The sequence below is a fragment of the Bacteroides stercoris ATCC 43183 genome, assembly GCF_025147325.1.
Taxonomy (GTDB): Bacteria; Bacteroidota; Bacteroidia; order Bacteroidales; family Bacteroidaceae; genus Bacteroides; species Bacteroides stercoris.
The window spans coordinates 2,887,928-2,910,011 of record NZ_CP102262.1; the positions used below are offsets into that span (position 1 = coordinate 2,887,928).

Sequence of the window (22,084 nt, forward strand, 5' to 3'; positions counted from 1 at the left end):
TAGATGAAAGGTATTTCACAAAGCAAAGCTACAAATAAATCCGGTAAAGAAAAATATTTTTTCTACAATAAGTCTTGTATTATGTAGCGGGAAATTCATACCTTTGCATGCAAATTAATAAATAGGTAATATCTATTACAAAATGAGCGAAAAAGCACCTTTTATGGTATTCTCAGGAACAAACTCGAGATACCTTGCAGAAAAAATCTGCGCCAGCCTTAATTGCCCTCTAGGAAAGATGAATATCACCCACTTTGCCGATGGTGAATTCGCTGTTTCTTATGAAGAGTCTATCCGTGGCGCAAATGTATTCCTGGTTCAATCCACTTTCCCTAATTCCGACAATTTGATGGAACTTCTGCTGATGGTTGATGCGGCCAAAAGAGCATCTGCCAAAAGTGTTATTGCAGTAATTCCTTATTTTGGTTGGGCACGTCAGGACAGAAAAGACAAACCGCGTGTATCCATCGGCGCCAAGTTGGTAGCTGACCTGCTTTCAGTTGCAGGCATCGACCGTTTGATTACTATGGACCTTCATGCTGACCAAATTCAAGGTTTCTTCAACATTCCGGTTGACCATTTGTATGCATCGGCAGTATTCCTTCCTTATATCGAATCATTAAAGTTGGATGACCTTGTTATTGCAACTCCCGACGTAGGCGGTTCAAAACGTGCCAGCACATTCTCCAAATACCTCGGTGTACCTTTGGTATTGTGCAACAAGACGCGCGAGAAGGCAAACGTTGTTGCCACCATGCAGATTATCGGTGACGTAAAAGACAAGAATGTAGTATTGGTAGATGATATAGTAGATACCGCAGGTACTATCACCAAAGCAGCCAACATCATGATGGAAGCCGGTGCTAAATCCGTACGTGCCATTGCCAGTCACTGTGTCATGTCCGATCCGGCATCATTCCGCGTACAGGAATCAGGCTTGACTGAAATGGTATTTACAGACAGCATTCCTTACTCCAAGAAATGCGATAAGGTTAAACAATTAAGCATTGCTGATATGTTTGCCGAAACTATCAGAAGAGTCGTAAGCAACGAATCTATCAGTTCTCAATATATTATTTGAAAATTGAGAATTAAGAAATAAAAAATAAGGGCTGCGCAATATTCATCCAGAATCGCGCAGCCCTCTCTATTTTTTAGGGACATTTTACCGAATGTCCCTTTTCATTCCCTGATTTCAATTACTCAACCTTCCCATTTTATAGGTTCCTTTCCGCACCAGCTTTCCATTTTTATCTGTTTCCACAAACGGACCGTCTTTTTTGCCTTGTTTGAAGAAACCTTCATAGCGGTTTCCGTTCTTATCTTCCTGCACGCCGCTCCCCTCTTCCAGACCATTTACAAAACCGCCTTTGTATTTTGTACCGTCGGTAAGAATCAGAGTTCCCTGACCGTTGAATTTATTATCTTTCCATTCGCCTTCGTAGGAGTCGCCGACGTTCCATTTGTAAACGCCATAGCCATTGCGCTGGTTGTCTTTCCATTGTCCGTCATATACAGCACCGTTCGCCCATGTAAACGTACCGTGTCCGTCCTGCATACCGTTCTTGAAGTTTCCTACATATTTATTGCCACTGGCATGATAGTAAATACCTTCACCGGTACGTTCACCCTGCACATAAGAACCTTCGTAACGGTCGCCCGTATGAAAGAAGTAAATACCCTTGCCATGCTGCATATCCTCTTTCCAATCACCCACATACTTATCACCATTGGCATATTCAAACGTGCCTTTACCGTCACGCACATCATTCTTCCATTGACCGTCGTATTTGCAACCGTCATTCCAGACTAACGTGCCTTCACCGTTTTTCTTATCGTCTTTCCACGAACCGATGTATTTGGAACCGTTCTTCCAAACGTAAGTACCCTGACCTTCACGCTTGTCATTTATCCAATCGCCTTCATAAAGGTCTCCGTTATAGTAGTACATAGTACCTTTGCCATGCTGGTAATCCTGATACCACATACCGTCATAACGGTTATTATTCATAAAATAATAGATACCTCTGCCGTGCTGTTGGTCTTGAAACCACTGGCCGTCATACTTTTCACCGTCGGGAAAAGTGTAAATGCCATACCCTTCACGCTTTCCTTTAACGTACTCGCCTTCATAGACATCGCCGTTTTTAAATACCGTCTTTCCCTTTCCGTTGGGTTTGCGTCCTTTCATTTCACCGGTATATACGGAACCATCCTTAAACGTATGCGTCCCTATTTTTATTTCCGATGAGAAAGTTCCCTTTATTTTATCGAAGAAGCCGCCTTTTTCCTGGGCTGCGACACTGCCCTGTGACAAGTATAACAGAAAAATTGCAGTATATAGATATTTCATCTTGGATTACAAGTTACTTAATTAGGATTTTGACAAAGATACGATTAATCTGTCAAAACCACGAGGCGGTTCCCGCTTTTTATGACATTTTTTTGCCGGATATGACTTCTTTTAATTTCTCTTTGCACAAATGCTTTCCGGCAAGTTCACGTATATCTTCAGGAGTAATATCTCTGACTGCGTTCAGAGCATCTTCAAAGTGTGTATCGCCAAAACCCGAAACCTGAACGAACATCCACGCATCTGCCAGTGAGAATGCCGATTCATAACTGCGGCACATTTCGCCCAGCATATAATTCTTTACCATTGCCAATTCTTCTTCCGGCACCAGATCATTCTGCAGGCAATCTATTTCATGGTAAACTTCCCGAATAAGAGGCTCCACAAACTCGTTTGCCGTTTCCGTATTGATAACCAGCATTTCCGGTCCCGGACAAGAAACGATGCCTGCAGAAATGCCATAGGTATATCCCTTTTCTTCACGGATATTGGACATCAGACGGCTTCCGAAATATCCGCCAAACAGCGTTACCATCACTCTGGTCTTCAAATAATCGGGATGATGGCGTTCCAAAGAAAGCATCCCCATGCGAACCGCACTCTGCATGGCATCCGCATGTTCTACAAAAATCCGTTTATCCATGGAAGAAACCGGAATAAACTCCCGCCTTTCCGGTTTGCGGAAGTCTTTGCCGAACACGTCCTTACCAAACATATCTTCTATCCGCCGTACACAATCATCGCCCACCTTTCCGGAAACGTAAATCGTACAGTTCCGGGAATGATAATGCCGGTCGTAAAACTCTTTGAGTACAGCAGGATTTATCCTGCCATAATCCTCTTTCTGCACCAGCCGTCCGCAAGGATGCACCTCACCATATACAGCTTTCATCAGCGCCCGATGCGCCAGAAAATCCACTTTGGACGAGTTGACCATGAACTGCTGGATATTATTTTCTATTATAACACCCAGCTCCTTCTCCGGAAACACAGGCTTTTTTACGATGGATTCCAGTATTTCCAATGTCTGCGGCAAATATTTGTTCAGCGAATAAAGAGTAACATACGCATATTCCGATGCACTGGACAACTCCAGCCAGGCACCGTAATAGTCCAACTTCTCCGCTATTTCCCCCGCACTGTACCGAAGCGTCCCTTCGCGCAGCATACGGTTCGTAAACAAAGCCTGTAACGGTTGCGACTGTTGCCAACGCCCGCCTTCCATCAGCAGGTCTATGCGCACAACTTCATTATCGCCAGAGTCAAGCACATTCAAAGACACACCATTGGGCATAGTGCACCGTTGGGGCATCTGTACGGCCAAGTGCTCAATGTCCCTCACCTTAGGCTGGATGGTCCTGTCCAAAAGCATCCCCGAACCGATATTCATTGAGCGTTTCGTGCTTGCAGGAAACGTTCCGCATGTTCCAAATCCTGCGGTGTATCAATACCGATTGTCTCCACTTCGGTAATACCGGCTTTAATGGTATAACCGTTTTCCAGCCAGCGCAACTGCTCCAGCGACTCCGCCAGTTCAAGAGAAGACTGCGGAAGCGAGGTTATCTCTTTCAACACTTCCACCCGATAGGCATATAATCCGATATGCTTGTAATATGTATGGTTTTTCAGCCACTCCCACTTCTCCGCATTACGTTGGTACGGAATGATAGAACGGCTGAAATAAAGAGCATTCATGTTCTTGTTGAGCACTACTTTGGGAGAGTTTACGTTCTCCAGTGCCTCAAAACCGTTATCTGCAGTAAAGGGTTTTACTAAAGTGGCAATCTGTGTGGACGGATCGTCAAAACAGGCCTTTACGGTCTCCAGTTGAGGCGGCTGTATAAAAGGTTCATCGCCCTGAATGTTTACCACCACATCAAAGCCTTCCCCTACTTTGGTACAAGCCTCATAACAACGGTCTGTACCGCTTTTATGATGCACGGACGTCATTACAACTTTTCCGCCGAATGCTTTTACGGCAGCTTCAATGCGCTCGTCGTCGGTAGCTACATAAGCATCATCCAAAACACCGGCCACTTGTTCATATACCCGTTGAATAACGGTCTTTCCACCCAACAAAGCCAAAGGTTTGGCAGGGAAACGCGTAGATGCGTAACGGGCAGGAATTATTCCCAGGAATTTCATATCTTTAAAACTTAAATTACCACATTATTATAAAGAAATGTTTCAATGGCATTTGTCGACTCAGACTTTCCATCACTCAATTCTTTCAGTCCGCGGATGATATAGTCCCGCTTTAAATCTTCGGGTTTATACACCCTGCTGTCACAAGACAGCAAGTCTATATCAAGACGTACAATCTCCTGTTTCTTTTCTTCGGGAGTCCTTCCGGCTTCCCGTTCTATATCCTTCAAATGGAGTATGACTTCATCCGCATCAGAATCGGACGTGAAGCGCGCCACCTGATTGGCAAACAACGCCTGCCGCCGGAAAAACAACGGCTCTGTGTCCGCTTCTGCAGAAAAACGGATATTCGGAAAAAGTTCGGACAGCCTCTTGCGTGCCAACGCCAGATTCTCTTTCCTGTTCACGTTACTGCCGATGCAGATTGTGTACACCATTTCCCAATTCTTAATTAAACAAATCGTCCAGTCCCATTTCCGATGCCGGTTCCGCATCCGCATCCTCATATCCGCTGTCCTTGCAGGGGTCAAAACCTTCAGGCAGCTGGAACGTTTCGTTTTCATCATACCCCAAAGACTTGTCGCCAAGCACTTTTACCATATACTTCGCCCAGATAGGCAATGCCATGGAAGCGCCTTGTCCGTGCAACATCGTATCGAAGTGAATATCACGGTCTTCACCGCCCACCCAGCAGCCGGACACCAGCGAAGGCGTAAAGCCCATGAACCAGCCGTCGGCATTATAGTTGGTCGTACCAGTCTTGCCACCCATATCGGCTTTTACACCCAAACGGCGGACACGTCCGCCCGTACCTTCATTGACAACTGCACGCAGCATTACCAGCATCTTATAGGCACTGGATGCGCTGATTACTTCCTGCATTTCCGGCGAGAATGTAGCCAGCACATTACCGTCGTTATCCTCAATACGGGTTACAAACAGCGGCGCAACACGAATACCCTTGTTCGGGAATGCGGTATAGGCGCTTACCATCTCTCCTACGGAGACTTCGCAAGGACCGAGACAGAGAGACACCGAAGGCACAATCTCACGGTTGCGCACACCGAAGCTGTGCACCAACCGCTTCAACTCATACGGGTTCAGTTTGCTCATCAGGTATGCTGTGATCCAGTTGTCCGAATTGGCCAATCCCCACTTCACCGTCACCATGTCACCATAACGTTTTTTATTGGCATTGCGCGGTGTCCAGGGTTTTCCGTTTTCGTCTATCAATGTATATTCCACATGACGAGCCTGGTCGCAAGGAGAAAAACCGTTCTCCATAGCCAGCGAATACACATACGGTTTCATGGTAGAACCGATTTGGCGACGTCCCACCATTGCCATGTCATATTTAAAGTAGTGATGGTTCGGGCCGCCTACATACGCTTTTACATGACCGTTACGCGGATCCATCGACATGAAGCCGGCACGCAGGAAGAACTTATAATAACGTATGGAATCCATCGGAGTCATTACAGTATCTTTCTCACCGCTCCAACTGAATACAGACATTTGTTCGGGCGTATCGAACGCTTTCCTGATTTCCGCTTCGGAAGCTCCGGTTCTCTTCATGATGCGGTAGCGGTCGGACAGTCTCATGGCACGGTCCAGAATTTCGTCTACCTGTTCTTGCGTCAAACGGAAAGTATAAGGCGCTTTCTTCGCACCTTTCTTCTCTTTGAAGAAGTAGCCCTGCAATTCTTTCAGATGCTCGGTCACGGCATCCTCTGCATATTTCTGCATGCGGGAGTCTATTGTAGTATAGATTTTCAACCCGTCCGTATAAAGATTATATTTGCTTCCGTCCTTCTTCGTATTCTTTTCGCGCCAGCCGAACAGAGGGTTTGTTTCCCAGTCGAGCGAATCCTCGTAATACTTCTGCATCTGCCAGCCGCGATAGTCCGATTTATCGGGCTTCTTGGCATTCAGCACACCACGCAGGTATTCACGGAAATACGTTGCAAGACCTTCGTTATGGTCTACGCGATGATAGGACAGCTTCAATGGCAATGCCTGCAACGAATCCCGTTCCTCAACGGTGATATATCCGGCCTTGCGCATCTGGTCGAGCACCACATTGCGGCGTCCGCGCGAACGTTCGTTATAACGTACCGGATTATAAAGGGAAGGATTCTTGCACATACCCACCAGTGTGGCGGCTTCCTCAATTTTCAAATCCTTCGGTTCGCAACCGAAATAGGTATAGGCGGCAGTCTTTATACCCACCGCATTATTCAGGAAGTCGAACTTATTGAGATACATCGTAAGAATTTCCTCTTTGGTATAATAGCGTTCCAGTTTTACGGCTATAACCCACTCGATGGGCTTTTGGAACAGACGTTCCACTATGTTGTCGGCGCTTGGCGAATAAAGCTGCTTGGAAAGCTGCTGGCTGATTGTACTGCCGCCGCCCGCATTCTTCTGCATCAGAATACCACGTTTCACCACGGCACGGAACAGCGCGATGGCATCAATCCCCGAATGTTCGGCAAAGCGCACGTCTTCCGTTGCAATCAGCGCATTGATAATATGGGGCGACAAATCATTGTATCCCACAAACACGCGATTCTCCTTGCTATAAGAATAAGTTCCCAGAACTTTCCCGTCTTCCGAGAATATTTCCGTTGCAAATTTATAATTGGGATTTTCCAAATCTTCCACAGGGGGCATATAGCCAATCCAACCTTTTGCTATCGAGAAGAAAATAACAACGCATGTCAATGTTATCAGCGCGATGAAAATCCAAAGGACTTTTACGACTTTCTTTATCATGTCCGGTTCCTAAAATTCGTTGGTTCAATATTCAATAATGGGGCAAAGATACGGAAATATATCAAAACAACTCTCACAATTTTAATAGAAAACTCTAAATACCCCAAAAACGGCAGAAGCTCCGGAAACCTGCAAAAGCACAGGTCTCCGGAGCTTCCTAACTCATTGCGGACTTTGACAGTCAGCGAAGAGACATTATTTCTCTCGCCAGCTTATCCGTCAGCCTCACATTTCCTATCCATTTTCCGAAAGTCTCCAGATTATGCAAATCCGTCCCTACCATGTCGTACATACCTTTTTCCAGCAATGTTTCAGCATTTTTCATCACTTGTTTTCCATAATAACCGGAGAGCGAAAGCAAGTTCAGCTGCAACAGATAGCCCTTGTCCTTCAATTCGCAATAATCACCGTACCTCATATAAAGATAACGTTCGGGATGCGCAATCACCGGCGTATATCCGGCAAGCGATACATCGTACAACAGCTCGTCCAGATTGTTTGGTGGAGAAAAATAAGACGTCTCTACCAATACACAATCCCCGCACAAAGGCTGCAATCCCTTCTCCAGCCTCTCCCTGAAGCCGGAGTCCAGCATATATTCAGCTCCCAGTTCAAGTACGGTTTCTCCGGTATAGCGCTTGCACAACGTATCGAAAGCCTGCAACACATCTTCCCAGTGTTCCACACCATTCATCACATGAGGCGTCAGCCTCACCTTCTTCACTTCGAGCGATTCGAAGTACGCCAACACTGTCAAGGATTCCTCTATCGTCCTTATGCCGTCGTCCACACCCGGAAGGATATGGCTGTGACTATCCACAAAATCCCTGAAGAAACCGATATCCGCCAACTTTGTTTTATGTCGTAAGAAAAACATACCCATAGCGTTTAAATTCCAAATATCCTTTTGTACAGCGGCTTCTTGTTCTTCCGGTTTTCATCGTTCCCGTAATTGCCGTAACCATATCCGTAGCCATACCCATAACCTGTCTTTACATAATCTATTCCGTTCAGCAGAATACTCATATTCTTCATCTTTCCCGAATCATACAGTTCCTGCAACTCCGGTAACATCCGCTTGTCGAACAAGCCCGAGCGGACTACATACACCGTCTGGTCCGCCAACCGTCCGCACAACTGTGTATCCACCACAACACCATAAGGCGGGTTATCCAATAAGATATAATCATAGTTCTTTTTCAGCTCCTCCAGCAGCCGGTCGAGTCTGCCGCTCTTCAGCAATTCCGCAGGATTGGGGGGCAGCGCTCCCGATGTAATGATATGCAGCCGGTTATCATCTCCACACACCTGCACCAGTTCTTTCACATCATCCACCTTGCCGCTCAGGTAGTTCGATACGCCGGTCTTTTTCATACCTATCCCTACGCTTTTGCTCAAAGAACCTTTCCGCAGGTCAAGGTCGAGAATCACTACCTTTACATTCGCCAGCGCCATGCTCATACCCAGATTAAGCGTAATAAAGGTTTTTCCGGAGTCAGGATTTGCCGAAGTCACCAGCACTACCTTTCCCACCGTTTTCTTTTCCGTATCCATAAAGTCCAGATTATCGCGCACTATCTTGAAGGCCTCACAAATGCTTTCCCTGCTGCCTTCCTGTACCACGATATCTTTCTCATGCTTATTCTTTTCAAGCGGCACTTCTCCCAAGAAAGGAATGTTCACACCCGCTTTCAGTTCTTTCTTCGTATGCACGCTGGTATTGAGCAGCGAGCGGATATAAATCCACAAGGCAGGCAGCATAATCCCCGCCAGCAAAGCAATCAGCGCTACCTGCACCTTCTTGGGTGCTACCGGCAGGTCCACACCTTCTGCCGGGTCTATGATGCGGCAATTGCTCTCCGTAATGGAAAGCTGGAGCTCATTTTCCTCTTTTTTATTCAACAGAAACAGATACAGTTCTTCCTTTATCTTCTGTTGCCGTTCTATGCTTACCACATACTTCAACTGAGTAGGCACGAATGCTATCTTATTGCTGTTCTCCCGCTCCTTGTTCTTCATATTCGCCACCTGTATCTCCAGACTTGCTATCAGGTTATCCACAGCTTTTGCGATAGACAGGCGCATGGACATCAGCGTACCGTTCAGGTCACGCACGAGCGGATTATTGGCACTACTGTTGGCTATCAGCTTGTTCCTGCGCGTCAGCACCGTGTTGTACTCCATAATCAGGTTCTGCACTCCCATATCATCTATCCCGATACTTGCAGGGACAGGCTCTGTCGTCTTCGAGTTATCCTGCAAGTATTCCTTCATATATTGCGCCATATTAAGCTGATTTTCCACGCTTAACCCTTCCGTATCAAGCATGCTCGAACTTTGCAGATACAAGGCGCTTTCCGAAGCAATATCCGTCAGTCTGTTCTTTTTCTTATAATTCTCAATTTCCGCATCCACGGCAGCCAGGTCGGCTTCGATTATCTCCAACCGCTCGCCGATAAATCTGGCGGTATTTATCACAATCCTGTTTTTATCCTCGATGGCATCGTTCTTATAAACCTCAATCAGTGTATTCAGTAAATCTTCCGCCCGCTGCACATTCTCGTCCTCGATGCTCAGGGCTATCAGTGACGACTGCTTGTTTGCCACCCCTACATTCAAAGCCTTGTTATATGACTCCGCTACTTCTTTCATATTTCCCTTCGTCACGTAGACCGTCTTGCCTATGCTGTTTTCGTCCGTAAACAGTGTCGATGCCACCACCATTTTTCCCACCGGAGTATTCACCGTATCTCCCGGCTGCACGGTCAGGATTTCGTCAAATTCCTCTTCTTCCTCTTCATTTTGCAGGGTCATATCCGCCAGCGTCACCTTTCCATTGTCCGACATCGTAACAGTAAGGCTTATCTGTTGTGAAGGAGTTGCATCAAGGAAGGTAACGGCAAACGGCGTGGACGTATAGAGTTCCTTCTTTCTCAGCCCGTCCCACTCCTTATAACTTATATCCAGATGCAGTATTTCGACTACCGTCCGCATCAGCCGCTTACTTTTAAAGATACCCACTTCGTTATCTACCGTGCTGCCGCCTAACGAAAACAAATCCTGAAAAGCAGCCGCACCATTGACACCCCCGCCTTTTTGCTCATCCTTCACCAATACCGTAGCGGTACGCAAAAATATCTTCGGAGAACTTTTCAGATACAGAAAACCTATCAGGACACACACCGCTACGGAGAGGATGAACCATTTCCGGTTGCGATACACTGCCGACAGCATATCGGCAATCACCGTGCCCTCCTGCCGGCGGCTGTCATTAAAATCTATGAAGTCCAAATCTTCAAACCTGTCTTTTCCCATAAACTTTTTCTTTACTGTTTTTTATTTGAATATAAGCACGGCCAAGGATACCATTACCGATAGTATGGAAGCAAACGTACCTATGGTTCTGTTTTGGTTTATCTCCCGTTGTCCTGCCTTTACCTTATTGGGTTCTACGTACACTACGTCATTCTGTTGCAGATAATAATAAGGAGACGACAATAAATCTTTGTTCCGCAAGTCCAGCGAAACCACTACCCGCTCTCCGTTTTCTTCCCGGACAACCTTTATATTCTCGCGCTGCCCGTAAATGGTCAGGTCGCCAGCAAGGCTCAATGCGTCCAGCAAGGTGATGCGGTCGCTGGTTATCTCGAATGTTCCCGGCCGGTTCACCTCCCCCAATACCGATACTTTGAAGTTCAGGAACTGGATAGTTACGATGGGATCTTTTACCAGTCCCTTTTCTATCAACTGGCTTTTGATATATTTTGTCAGTTCTGCACGTGTCATTCCCTGTACTTTGATAACTCCCAACTGCGGAAAGTCGATATTTCCCTCTTTGTCCACCAGATACCCCAATACCCGGTTCTGTCCTCCTGCATATCCTGTATTGCTGTTAGCTATCTGATAACTTACCATCGGCAGATTGAACATCTGTGCCAGTTCGGGGTCTTTACTGTTCACCATAATGGAAAGCAAATCATCCGGATGAATCCTGAGGTCATAATCCTGGGTTATCTTTTGCCGATAGTCATCCGGCACATCTTGCAGGTACGAAATCTGTTTTTGCGACGCACAACCCGCCAGGACACATAGTACAAAGGCTATGTATCCATACTTCTTCATGTTCTTTATCATATTATTTTATCGATTGTTTTTTTAGATTAGTGCATAAAAGCCACAAGTGCTTTTTTAACTGCGTTCTTTATATGCTGACAAATAAATTCATTCATCCATCCCCAACCAAAATCAAACCAACGTTGCGGATGGGTATTGATAATCAGCTTTTCAGGAAGCTCGTCATTACCGATTAAAGTAATCAGTCGGCGGGTATTTTTGACTTTCAGTTCCAAGCCGCCTTCTACTTTATCCCTTACACTCGCACCTGTCTTATTCCATGCCCGCCCCGTATCTGTGATATAGAGTACTTTCGTATAATCCACATCAAAATACGGTTCTCCGATAATCCCCGCTTCTCTATAATTATATTTCTCCCACAGTTTCCGGTTATCCCACCTGCTGAGCGGACTTCCGTGCATGCAAACAGTCTTGGCCGGATAAAAACGGCGTATTTCGGCCAAATGTACCTTGAAATGTTCAAAAGCCTTTTCGTAGTTGCCTTTGGTAATCGTCAGGTCTTCGTAATGATAAGACATTTCATGTCCCAAAGCTACTATTTGTTCTATTATTTCTTCATTCCAAGTACCCTTTACTACCCTGATGTAGTAAGAAGCCTTCACGCCCGAGGCATGTTCTATCTGTGCCAACCGTAAGGCATTCTCCGGTCTTTTATCGATATCATGCCGCAATATCACTACTTTACCGTCAGCAGGAACTGATAAGAATTCTTCAAATGTTCGGAAGGTATAACCTGCCCGCCTCAGTGCGGATAAAAGAGACCGGTAAGTTTTAAGAGTGAAATCCATTATTGCTTTTTCTGTTATCAAGTTCATCCACAAACGAATACATGTACTCATTTACATCTATAAATAAATGATTGATGGTATCCCTGGCTCTCTCCTGCTCTCCGGCATAATCCTGTTTTGCTTTAAAGCGGCCTATCCATTCCTCAAAATCCATGCTTTTCCGGTTATGCAAAATTCCCAGCCTTGATGCAGCACGATTTGCCGGCATATCATATCTGATTCCTAAATAATACGACGGCACTCCCAATAAAGCAGCCTCACGCGCCATGCTGTCTCCCGAAGATATCAAAGCACAACTATAATAAATAAGAGAATGGATGCCCTCGACCGGCTCTTCCAGCAGAATCCAATCTTCAGGATACCTCTCTTTCGTGGATTTATCTTCCAAAGAAAGCAACACTTTCCTACCATGAGGTATTTTCGAAGCAATACCCATAACAGCACCCACATGCTGTCCCGTATAGTTAACCGTACCTACCGACACCTCCCTCACAAAGAAATACTCTTTGGGATGCAGTTTATATTTATCCAGGAATATTCTGTCGGGTGTAAACACATTCGGTGCCAGATATGCCCATTCCTTAAGGGCCGGCAACACTTTTACCTTAGAAGACAAGACATAACCGGGCGGCAGTTCGTAAAGGCAGTAATGAGATATTTTCGAAAACCATATTTTGGGCCTGAAATCAAAAGTCTGCGGGTCATCATCAAAAGTGTAGGAATGAAAGCCTCTCACTCTACCTATGACACTGCTTAAGAAAGCATTGGAATAAGCTATATCTATCCGCTTATCCAATGACCATAAAAACAGTTTGACAATCCGTATCAAATTGGCATCTACGATAGCCGACCATTTTGCAAGTCTGTGCCTGCCTATCACATAAATCTTTATTGCAGGATACGCAGCCAGTTCTTTCCGAACAATCAAAGGCATTTTCCCTCTGTCCAATACGGTGAGATACACAACATGCCCTTCTTCTGCCAGACGGATGATGAAATTCTTATAGAAATTATATTGCGGAGTATGGCAAATATCAAACCATACACTCTTCCTGCTCCTACCAGCAGATTCCCCTGTAACCATTTTCTTTCTCCAGCTCCTTTATCCTGACCAAATCAATTACCGCCTGTCCATCTCTGACCCTTACCGATTTGAAAATCTCGTCATTGTTGCTAATGATAATCGTTTCCGCCCAATCCAGCAAAGAGTCCATATCATCCTGCAACATACAGTTCAAATGCGGCAACTTCTCTTCAATCACGCTTTTATTCTTTCCTATCAGCCGTGCCAAAGAAACACTTCTGTCATATATCCTTATTTCATACCCCTTACCATACAATGCTTCTATCACATGTATAATAGGGCTGTTTCTCATATCATCCGTTCCTGCCTTGAAGCTCAATCCCAATACACCGATTTTCTTATGTCCTACTGCCTGAATCCACTCAATGGCGTTTTCCATGTGGTGCTGGTTGCTGCTTTCTATGGCATTCAGAACCGGCGTTTCCACATACAGGTCATGCGCCATTGTTTTCAGGGCTTTCAGGTCTTTAGGCAGGCAACTGCCGCCATACGCAAATCCCGGTTTAAAATAATAAGGGGAAATATTAAGCTGTTTGTCCATGCAGAAAATACGCATCACTTCGTGCGAATCAATGCCGTATGCCTTGCACACCCTTCCTATTTCATTGGCAAAAGTCACTTTGAGAGCATGATAGGAATTGTTTACATACTTAATCATTTCCGCCACTTCTATAGAAACCGTCTCAATGGGTGCACCCATCGGTGCATACAGTTCCGTCATAATATCCCGTGCCTTTTCACAGTCCGTACCTATTACCGTCAGTGGCGGATTCATGTAATCATTTACAGCCGTTCCCTCTCTCAGGAACTCCGGATTAGATACAACGGCAAAGTGCACATTCCGCGTCTTTCCGGACATATCCTCTATTATCTTACCCACTGCTTTATTCGTACCGGGAAATACGGTCGATCTGATGACGATAATATGAAAACCGTTTTTCTCCTTCAATGCCTCTCCTATCTCTTCGGCGGTCTGATAAATATAATTTAAGTTCAAATGTCCGTTATTCGTAGAAGGAGTACCTACGCACACGAAAGAAATATCACTTTCTCTCACAGCCTCCATGTAGTCGTGTGTAGCTCTGATTCTTCCTTGCAGATGCTGTTCCCTGATTATTTCGTCTATACCTGCCTCTACAATTGTAGGCATCCCCTCGTTTATTTTTTTAATCTTTTCGGAAGAAATGTCTATCCCGATAACTTTATGGCCGTTCTGTGCCAAACATCCCATGCCTACACATCCTACATAACCTAATCCAAAAAACGAAATGTTCATTGTTTTATTCTTTTTAAAATTTTTACTCCTATTTTCCCGATATGATATAATACCGGATTCAAGATGCATAAAAAACGTCCGTACTCTACCAGCTTTCCGCCGAATGCCGCTTTAAAGTCCCGTACTCCATAATTCTCATCGGCTTTTCCTGCCCCCATCATGTCGGATATAGGAATCCGCTCCTTTAAAGTTCGGTCTATAGCAGCCCATGTAGCCAATGTGGAAGGGCGTATTGACTTAAAACGTTCATCCAAACCAGCTACAAACCAATGATATAAAGTCTTATTTTTTAAGATAGAACATGTCACTCCACCTATTATTTGATTTTGATATTTTATCAATAAAATCCTTCCCCAATCCGATTGGTATAATTTCTCAAAAAAATCGAATGGAAATAGAGGAGTCTTTACTTTATTTCTATATAAATCGACTAAAATCCGATAATATTCACGAACTTCATCCAAAGACGGAGAGTCCACTAATATTGCGCCCTTTCTAAAACCGGCTTTTATGTCGCGTTTTTTACTACTGTGCAAATTCTTTTGTATAACTTCTTCGCTGCTGCAATCTATATGAAAATTCAAATGAGGTATATACTCAAAATCATTCTCACGAAACACATCTCTATACAAACTGTAATCTTTAAAATTACGGAACTCTATATAAATTGCTTTCTTATTCAATTTATTCCTGCAATAGGTCAAAAGTGCGGACAAAGCTTTGTCACTGATATCATCTGCCAGCAAGGCTCCACCTGTCACAATTGCTCTTCGCGAGAAATATTGTTTTAGTTTTCCTCCATCCTTTTGTATATAGCCAACCACTATTCCTTTCAAACATCCGTTCTCGGTAACCCCAAATACAAAAGCTTCCAAAAAAGACAAACCCGAATAAAAATCATAACATTCCTTTGTCTGGAAAAAATTGGCTGTCGAAGACTGTGCAATCAGCTCTTCCCAAGCTGTTACATCTATTCTTTCACTTACAAATATCATCTGTTCTATGTATGTTAAATATTGCGGAAAATCACGGTACTTGGCTCAAAACTCCTTTCAAGACCCTCTTTTCGGCTCACATTGAACCGTATCCATTTAATATACTGTACATCTATAAAAACGTACTTTTCATTGCCTGTATTTCATCACTTTAGCCGGATTACCGGCTACAACAGCAAAATCCGGTACATCCTTGGTTACCACGGCACAAGCACCGATAATCGCGCCACGTCCTATATGTCTGCAACCGGGCAACACCGTAACCCGTGCACCAATCCACACATCACTTTCTATGTATAAAGGAGTTTTACCTTCCGAACCCTGTTTATTCATGGGAACATCTGTACGGCTATGCCGATGGCCTCCTCCTAAAAAGAGAACATCTTCTCCCATCATCACATTATCACCAATAGTAAGCATTCGCATAAGCACCTTGAAATTCCTGCCAAGCCCTACATTATTTCCTATCCGGACGTCTTTTCCATTCCCGATATACGCGCCTTGCTCAATATTATTGCCACTGCCGCAACATCCCAATATATGACGGCATATTGCTCCACGCATTCTTTTTGCAGCAGTACCAATGACCGGTACAGTCGATTTTGGCAAATGTCTGGCAAAACCATAATAAAGTAAAAGGCACAATTTGTATCGTATATTCATAATATCCTTATTACTCGCTGATAATGAAATGGCGTTTGTTATTGTGTAGAACAGGAAGTTCTGCTAAAAGCTCAATAGTAACCGGTACACCGAATTCCTGCTGCCAGAAACGAATAATATAGTTCCCTACTTCCGTATCATAGTTTTCGTTCACCACTAACCGGAACACTACGCAACCACTCTTTTGCTTTACTACTTGGAATTGGTCGATAGACCTTTTCAGTTCGGGAATATCCGTCTGGAAGAAGACGGTAAAATTGTGTACAATGAACCGTCTGCCCGACGGCATTACCAGTACATCATTATCCCGACCTAAAATCCGTACTATCTTTAGATGCTCCCTGCCGCATTCGCAAGGTGTATCGTCCACTTCAACAAAGTCCTGTGTATCATAACGGATAAAAGGCTGTGCCATGTTCCACAAACTCGTTGATACGAGTCTCCCAACCCCTTTTTTAACGGGATTTCCCTGTTCGTCCACTACTTCCGATATTCCATACTCTTCTGTTGAATGATAGCAGGTATGCGTAGGACATTCAAAAACGCACGAATTGCCCTCACAGCTATATGAGTCGAACACTTTACATCCCCAGGCCTCTTCTATCTCTTTCCTCGTTTCCGGAAACAAGGTATTGCCGGTGGTTGTTATCGCCACAGGCGACCAGGCAAATTCCGGATGCACACGTTTATAACGTGCCAGTAAAAGAAGCGGGTCGGGATAACAACGGATTACCCGGGGTTTATAACTTTCTATCTGCCGCAACACATTGGCAAAATTCTCATCCGTCAACGGGTTGGTAGCCAGATAAAGATTGTTAGTCATATAATCCTGCAACCGTTTCACGGGATTATTTCTCGGATTCTGACTCAGCTTGACATACCTGTCACCCAGTCGCCACCCCATATCATACCAGCCGCGTAGATTGGCTGCAATATTCACCGAGTAATCATCTTTCGTGGTCAGATAACGAAACGGCTCACCGGTCGAACCCGATGACGTACCTTGGACAATACTTTTTTCAGGAATACCGGCAGCCTTAAACCGTTCAATACCTTCTTTTTTTATCATGGCTTTTGTTACAATCGGCAACAGGCGTAAATCTTCTTTTGTCCGAATATCCGCGGGTGTCAACTGCAACTTATCCATTTCTTCCCTATAAAAAGGAACATGCCCGTAAGCATGAGTAATCAGCAGCCGCAGCCGTTCGTTCTGAAACCTGTCGATTTCCTCCCTGCTCCAATACCGGCTCTTTTGCAGAAAACGCAGATATTTGCTTACCGACTGCCCGGTCAATATATCACCCAAAGGCAGGATAACCCGTTCCTGAACACAATGATTAGATATCATATTTTAAAATAATAGTTTATCAGATTATTAATAAGCATCCTTTTTTCTTTGAAAGAAACAAAGAAGAAAGTCTGTATCAGCGATAGTTTCATCAAGATACGCTCTATCATACGCCTTTTCGAAAGTTCTTCGGAATAGCCGGTATCATAGGTCGTGTCGCATTTCAAGCGTTCATACTTGTTTTGTATTCCGGCAAAATAAGGTTTGAAACTGTCTGCCGGCATTCTATGCATCAGATGCCTGAAAGAAAGTTTTATGCCGAAAATTTCTATCTTTTCTATCTCTTTGCTATCCGTATCGAAATACAGGTCAACTCCCATTCCTTTGGAGAATTGCCGTGACTGGAAAGGCTTGTCAAAGCAAAAATTGCCCAATGAGTAGAAAATATGCCCCGCTTTATATTTTTCATAAGGCTGAATGACATGAGAGTGGTGTCCTACTATAATATCCGCTCCGGCATCAATCAATCTGTAAGCCATATTCCTCTGCATCATCGAGGGACGGTGAATGTATTCATTTCCCCAATGCAGAGTAAGGATTTTCAAATCCGCTTTCCTGTCCGCCATCTCATTTAAAGCCGCCATTGCATTCACCTCGTCCAGTACAGAAAAACAGCCGTCGTTGTCAAACTTGTCCAAATCTACATTACAAAAGCCCGCAATGCCTATCAGGCAATTATCCCGATGAATATATAATACACGATTATCGTTCCCCGCAACTGCAATGCCGGACTCTTCCAATATTTGCAATGTTCTCTCATATCCGCCTTTCCCATGCTCCAGTATATGATTGTTTGCCACATTGAGCACTCCGATACCGCATTCTCTCAGAAAACGTGCAAACTCCGGACTGCCGTAGAAATCCGGTTTTCCGGCAGCAAGCGAAGGTTCCAGAAGAGGACTTTCAAGATTGCCTATTACAATATCCGAATCTTGCGTGATACCTTGAATATTATCCTTCCACCTTTCTCCTTTTGTAGCTTCAAATTGCGATCTGATACCAAATCCTACACTCAAAAATTCATCTGCCGGAAAAATATCGCCAACCAGTGTTATTTTCATTGTCTTGCTGTTATACGTGCAAATACATTGTCCCATATTCCTGCATTACCCTCTACCGATATGCTTTCCACGATTTTCCGTGCCTCTCTACTCGTTTTATCCACCAGTTCCTTGTCAGAAAGCAGACGCATCAAACAACCGGCAAGTTCCATTTCACTGTCCACATCATTGAATACAAATCCGTTTGTGCCATGCCTTATCACATCTACAATATCACCTACGTTCGACACGACAGGTACACATCCGCAAGACATCGCTTCAAGCAACGACACCGGAAAGCCCTCTCCCTTGGAGCAGGAAACAAAAATCCTGCTGTTCCGGTATATCCGCAATTTGTCTTCCAAATCGGAGATATAGCCGACAAAGTCTATATACTCCCCGATGGCCAGTTCTTTTGCCATTCTTTTCAAGTTGTCAAGTTCCTCACCATCACCGGCAACAATCAGTTTCACGCTGCATTCATTCTTTATTCGGGATACGGCTCTCAACAGCAACCCGATGTTTTTATTTTTATCTATCCGCGAAAAAGACACGATGTCATACTTCCGCTCGCCCTCTTCCTGCATATTACTATCCATAAACGCCTGATTGGGCAAGTTGGGCAGCACAACAATCCTGTCCGCATCGAAGCCCTTGGACACCAGGTAGGCAAGCGTTTGTTGTCCTGTAACCGTAATTATCCGGGCTTTCCTGAATACTGCCAGGTTTACCCTTTCCCTGATTTTCCCACCCAGCCAAAACTCACGATGCCCTGCAATGGTGATATGAATATAAGGAATATTCATCATGGCACCGATAGCTTTTCCGATATAGCCATGCGGAGTATTCAGTACACCTATTATTACATCTATCTTATATTTTGAGCAGTAGCGGACTCCTGCCACCACCTTCCTGATATGACGGATTCTGCTTTCCGATACCTTTTCGGGAGACAGGTAAGTAACTTTACCGTCAATCATATCACCGGGAAAGTCACGCAAGACATAGACATGGTCTACATACGATGATTTCAATAAAGGAGAAAGAATATTCTCTGTCAAAGTCTGGTTTGATAATTTGGCTACTAATAAGACATTCATTTGTCCAATCCCTCAATTTTTATAATGAACGATTCTTTGGTACGATTCACATACACTGCTGTCAGCAACATCATGTATATGGCGGGAGAAAACATAAGGTAAGCCCTGTGGGCAACAATCAACAGCGCTATTGCGGCCAATAAGAATCCATACTTCATGCTACCTTTTCGGGCTATTGAAAAAATCAGTAGCAACATAATGACGGTTCCTATTATCCCGAACCGGTAGACTACCCCTCTCCAGTTTGTTCCTACCATTTCGTCATTATCGTATCCCAATCCCACCAAAGCATCATGAGAGTGAATAAAACTCTCAAACTTGGTGATATGGGAATCCGGGACTCTATTATCAAGCAAATCAACCACACCAGATACTTCCTCTCTTTTATTTTCAACGACTCTGCCATAAATGGTTTCGACAAAGCGGTCGCTGAAAAATAACAGAGTTATGGCAGTGAAGAACAGTACCGCCACTATCCGTATTATGTCTGTCGTAATCCTTTTATACTTAAGAAGCTTATACAAGACACCCAAACAGAATATACCATAAAAGGCTGTTGAAAATGTAAGGAATCCGGTTATCAGAAGTAACAAATTCCTTTTCTCGTAGAAATTGAATTTTTCAATAGCAAGCATTAATCCTATGTAAATACCAAAATGCCCGGGTTCGGCAAAAACACCACATATTCGTTCAATTCCCCCTCCAATAGGCATATTCCCCCGGTACAGACTTAAAACAGGCCCATAAATCCGATAGTTATCCAATACGCTTTCCGTTCTAAAAGCGGGAGTGCACTTATAATAAATCAGAGGAACGCCCATGGCATTAAGAACCCAAAAAACAATAGCAAAAACAGAAATAATTATAAACAACTTCTTCAGAAACTTATATGAATTGTAGAAGATTATGTCATTGAAGAAAATAATCTGTATGAATATCAAAAAGTATGCAAAATGTCCTATCCTGAAATCGTGTACAATCGGTGTTGTAAAAAATAGCAGGAATGTAACTGCTGCAATACATATTCCGATGCGATATTTGTCAACCACCAATCCTTTTCTGATGTTGCGGCGTAATTCTATCGAAGATATTGTTGTAGTAAAAAGAAAGACAATCTGAAACAGACCTTCCGGCATAAACCACCTCGGATAAGGGTGTAAAGCAAAAAAGAGTAATAATCCTAAATTGACAGATATTAATTTTATCCTGTTCATACCCCAACCTTATTGCCAGCCAATTTCTCTACCAAATCGACCTCATCTCTTACACGCTCTTCCCAACTCGGCCACTGTTCTAAAATCGTTCTCTGTCCATTCTTGGCGATCCTTTTCCGCTCTTCACTATTTTCGAGAAGATTGTTTATTATCTGAGGCAGTTCACCTAACCGGTCATCTTCAATAAGGATACCATTTTCACCATTCTTTATTAATTCTGATGTCGTTCCTCTATTGAGAGCCACCACAGCCGTACCGCAAATCATGGCTTCAAAAACGGGATTACTCAAGCTGCTTAATGCATTCATACTAATAAAGACATCGGCTATATTCATATAATTAAATATATCCGCCTGTAATTGTGAACCAACAAACGATACATAATCATCAATATTCAAATCTATTGATAACTGCTCCAAATATTTTCTTTCCGGGCCGTCTCCAGTTATTATTAATCGTACATTAGCATCAATCTTTATCAACTTCGCAAAAATGTCAATAATCCAATCTACTTGTTTCCAGTTCGCAAGCCTTGATACGGATAATAATATTTTTTCTCCATTCGGTGCAAATTGTTTTCTCAGATCCGGATTAATCATGCGCGTACTCCACCCCTTATCTATTCCATTTTTCAAGAAATATATCTTTTCTTGTGGAACACCAAATGATAAAGCGACTTTATCGGCTTCTGTACCGTCATTTGTCAAAATATACATATCTGATTTCAAAGCAAAAGCCAAATACAAGAATATATATGAGACTTTTAAGCGAATCGATTTTACATAAGACACACCATAAAGTCTCAATACATATTTCGCTCCGAATATTTTAGATAAGATAAAGGCTGGTAATGAAGTATGCGACGTATGAGCGTAAATGACATCAGGTTTATGCTTCTTGCAAATTTTCATGCCAACATAAAGAAAGCATAACACAGTAAAAGGATACACCATGATGTCTAAGAACGGTCGCCTATTCGTTAAAACAGTTTTCGCCTTTAGCACTGTAATTCCCTCAAAATCCCCAGCTTGTTGAGATACAGAATTTGTTATATAAAAAACATTATGGCCTCTATCTACAAAGCCTTTTATAGGAAGATAGGTAGAAACTCTTCCTTTTCCTTTACCCAAATCCCATAATGATAAAGAAGATAAATTTAATATGTTCAT

At 43.7% G+C, this 22,084-nt stretch carries 19 protein-coding genes; 1 reads left to right on the forward strand and 18 read right to left on the reverse strand.

What is annotated here, in order from left to right; translation table 11 throughout:
• Positions 1–142 precede the first annotated feature (142 nt).
• Entirely contained in the window at positions 143–1,081 is a 939-nt protein-coding gene (locus tag NQ565_RS11925) for a ribose-phosphate pyrophosphokinase (RefSeq protein WP_005654019.1), read from the forward strand.
• 114 nt (positions 1,082–1,195) lie between these two features.
• On the opposite strand, the gene NQ565_RS11930 is transcribed toward NQ565_RS11925, so the two are convergent.
• The 18 genes from NQ565_RS11930 to NQ565_RS12015 form a co-directional block, all read right to left on the reverse strand.
• Positions 1,196–2,353: an MORN repeat-containing protein gene (locus NQ565_RS11930; protein WP_005654018.1), complete on the reverse strand. Its 1,158-nt coding sequence runs from the start codon at positions 2,351–2,353 to the stop codon at positions 1,196–1,198.
• Positions 2,354–2,432: 79 nt separating this feature from the next.
• A complete protein-coding gene (locus NQ565_RS11935) occupies positions 2,433–3,743 on the reverse strand; it encodes a M16 family metallopeptidase (protein WP_005654017.1) in 1,311 nt (436 codons plus the stop codon).
• A complete protein-coding gene (gene kdsB / locus NQ565_RS11940; protein WP_005654016.1) occupies positions 3,740–4,498 on the reverse strand; it encodes a 3-deoxy-manno-octulosonate cytidylyltransferase in 759 nt (252 codons plus the stop codon). Before kdsB ends, NQ565_RS11935 begins: the two co-directional genes overlap by 4 nt.
• 11 nt (positions 4,499–4,509) lie before the next feature.
• Positions 4,510–4,935, reverse strand: coding sequence for a 2-amino-4-hydroxy-6-hydroxymethyldihydropteridine diphosphokinase (locus NQ565_RS11945; RefSeq protein WP_005654015.1), 426 nt, complete (start codon positions 4,933–4,935; stop codon positions 4,510–4,512).
• Positions 4,936–4,945: 10 nt separating this feature from the next.
• Positions 4,946–7,273: a transglycosylase domain-containing protein gene (locus tag NQ565_RS11950; protein WP_005654014.1), complete on the reverse strand. Its 2,328-nt coding sequence runs from the start codon at positions 7,271–7,273 to the stop codon at positions 4,946–4,948.
• A 181-nt stretch (positions 7,274–7,454) separates the two neighbouring features.
• Positions 7,455–8,156: a tyrosine-protein phosphatase gene (locus tag NQ565_RS11955; protein WP_005654012.1), complete on the reverse strand. Its 702-nt coding sequence runs from the start codon at positions 8,154–8,156 to the stop codon at positions 7,455–7,457.
• Between the two features lie 5 nt (positions 8,157–8,161).
• Entirely contained in the window at positions 8,162–10,588 is a 2,427-nt protein-coding gene (locus NQ565_RS11960; protein WP_005654010.1) for a GumC family protein, read from the reverse strand.
• A gap of 21 nt (positions 10,589–10,609) precedes the next feature.
• Positions 10,610–11,407 carry a polysaccharide biosynthesis/export family protein gene (locus NQ565_RS11965; protein ID WP_005654008.1) on the reverse strand — a complete coding sequence of 266 codons (798 nt, stop codon included), beginning with the start codon at positions 11,405–11,407 and terminating at the stop codon, positions 10,610–10,612.
• A 26-nt stretch (positions 11,408–11,433) separates the two neighbouring features.
• On the reverse strand, positions 11,434–12,195 hold the full coding sequence (locus NQ565_RS11970; RefSeq protein ID WP_005654006.1) for a polysaccharide deacetylase family protein: 762 nt from the start codon (positions 12,193–12,195) through the stop codon (positions 11,434–11,436).
• Positions 12,179–13,279: a hypothetical protein gene (locus NQ565_RS11975; RefSeq protein WP_005654003.1), complete on the reverse strand. Its 1,101-nt coding sequence runs from the start codon at positions 13,277–13,279 to the stop codon at positions 12,179–12,181. The genes NQ565_RS11970 and NQ565_RS11975 overlap by 17 nt, the downstream gene beginning before the upstream one ends.
• Positions 13,254–14,555, reverse strand: coding sequence for a UDP-glucose dehydrogenase family protein (locus NQ565_RS11980; protein WP_005654001.1), 1,302 nt, complete (start codon positions 14,553–14,555; stop codon positions 13,254–13,256). The genes NQ565_RS11975 and NQ565_RS11980 overlap by 26 nt, the downstream gene beginning before the upstream one ends.
• Positions 14,552–15,550 (reverse strand): lipid II:glycine glycyltransferase FemX, encoded by a 999-nt coding sequence (locus tag NQ565_RS11985; protein WP_005653998.1) that lies wholly within the window; start codon positions 15,548–15,550, stop codon positions 14,552–14,554. Before NQ565_RS11985 ends, NQ565_RS11980 begins: the two co-directional genes overlap by 4 nt.
• Positions 15,551–15,679: 129 nt before the next feature.
• Positions 15,680–16,114, reverse strand: a complete 435-nt coding sequence (locus NQ565_RS16980) for an acyltransferase (protein ID WP_270557592.1) — start codon at positions 16,112–16,114, stop codon at positions 15,680–15,682.
• A 109-nt stretch (positions 16,115–16,223) separates the two neighbouring features.
• Positions 16,224–17,561 carry a phenylacetate--CoA ligase family protein gene (locus tag NQ565_RS11995; RefSeq protein WP_005653991.1) on the reverse strand — a complete coding sequence of 446 codons (1,338 nt, stop codon included), beginning with the start codon at positions 17,559–17,561 and terminating at the stop codon, positions 16,224–16,226.
• Positions 17,558–18,622, reverse strand: a complete 1,065-nt coding sequence (locus NQ565_RS12000; RefSeq protein ID WP_005653988.1) for a CapA family protein — start codon at positions 18,620–18,622, stop codon at positions 17,558–17,560. Before NQ565_RS12000 ends, NQ565_RS11995 begins: the two co-directional genes overlap by 4 nt.
• The gene (locus NQ565_RS12005) at positions 18,619–19,701 is read right to left on the reverse strand and encodes a glycosyltransferase family 4 protein (RefSeq protein ID WP_005653984.1); all 1,083 of its coding nucleotides are present in this window, start codon (positions 19,699–19,701) and stop codon (positions 18,619–18,621) included. The genes NQ565_RS12000 and NQ565_RS12005 overlap by 4 nt, the downstream gene beginning before the upstream one ends.
• Positions 19,698–20,915 carry a hypothetical protein gene (locus NQ565_RS12010; RefSeq protein ID WP_005653982.1) on the reverse strand — a complete coding sequence of 406 codons (1,218 nt, stop codon included), beginning with the start codon at positions 20,913–20,915 and terminating at the stop codon, positions 19,698–19,700. Before NQ565_RS12010 ends, NQ565_RS12005 begins: the two co-directional genes overlap by 4 nt.
• Complete coding sequence (locus NQ565_RS12015; RefSeq protein WP_005653979.1) at positions 20,912–22,084, reverse strand: glycosyltransferase family 4 protein; 1,173 nt, start codon at positions 22,082–22,084, stop codon at positions 20,912–20,914. Before NQ565_RS12015 ends, NQ565_RS12010 begins: the two co-directional genes overlap by 4 nt.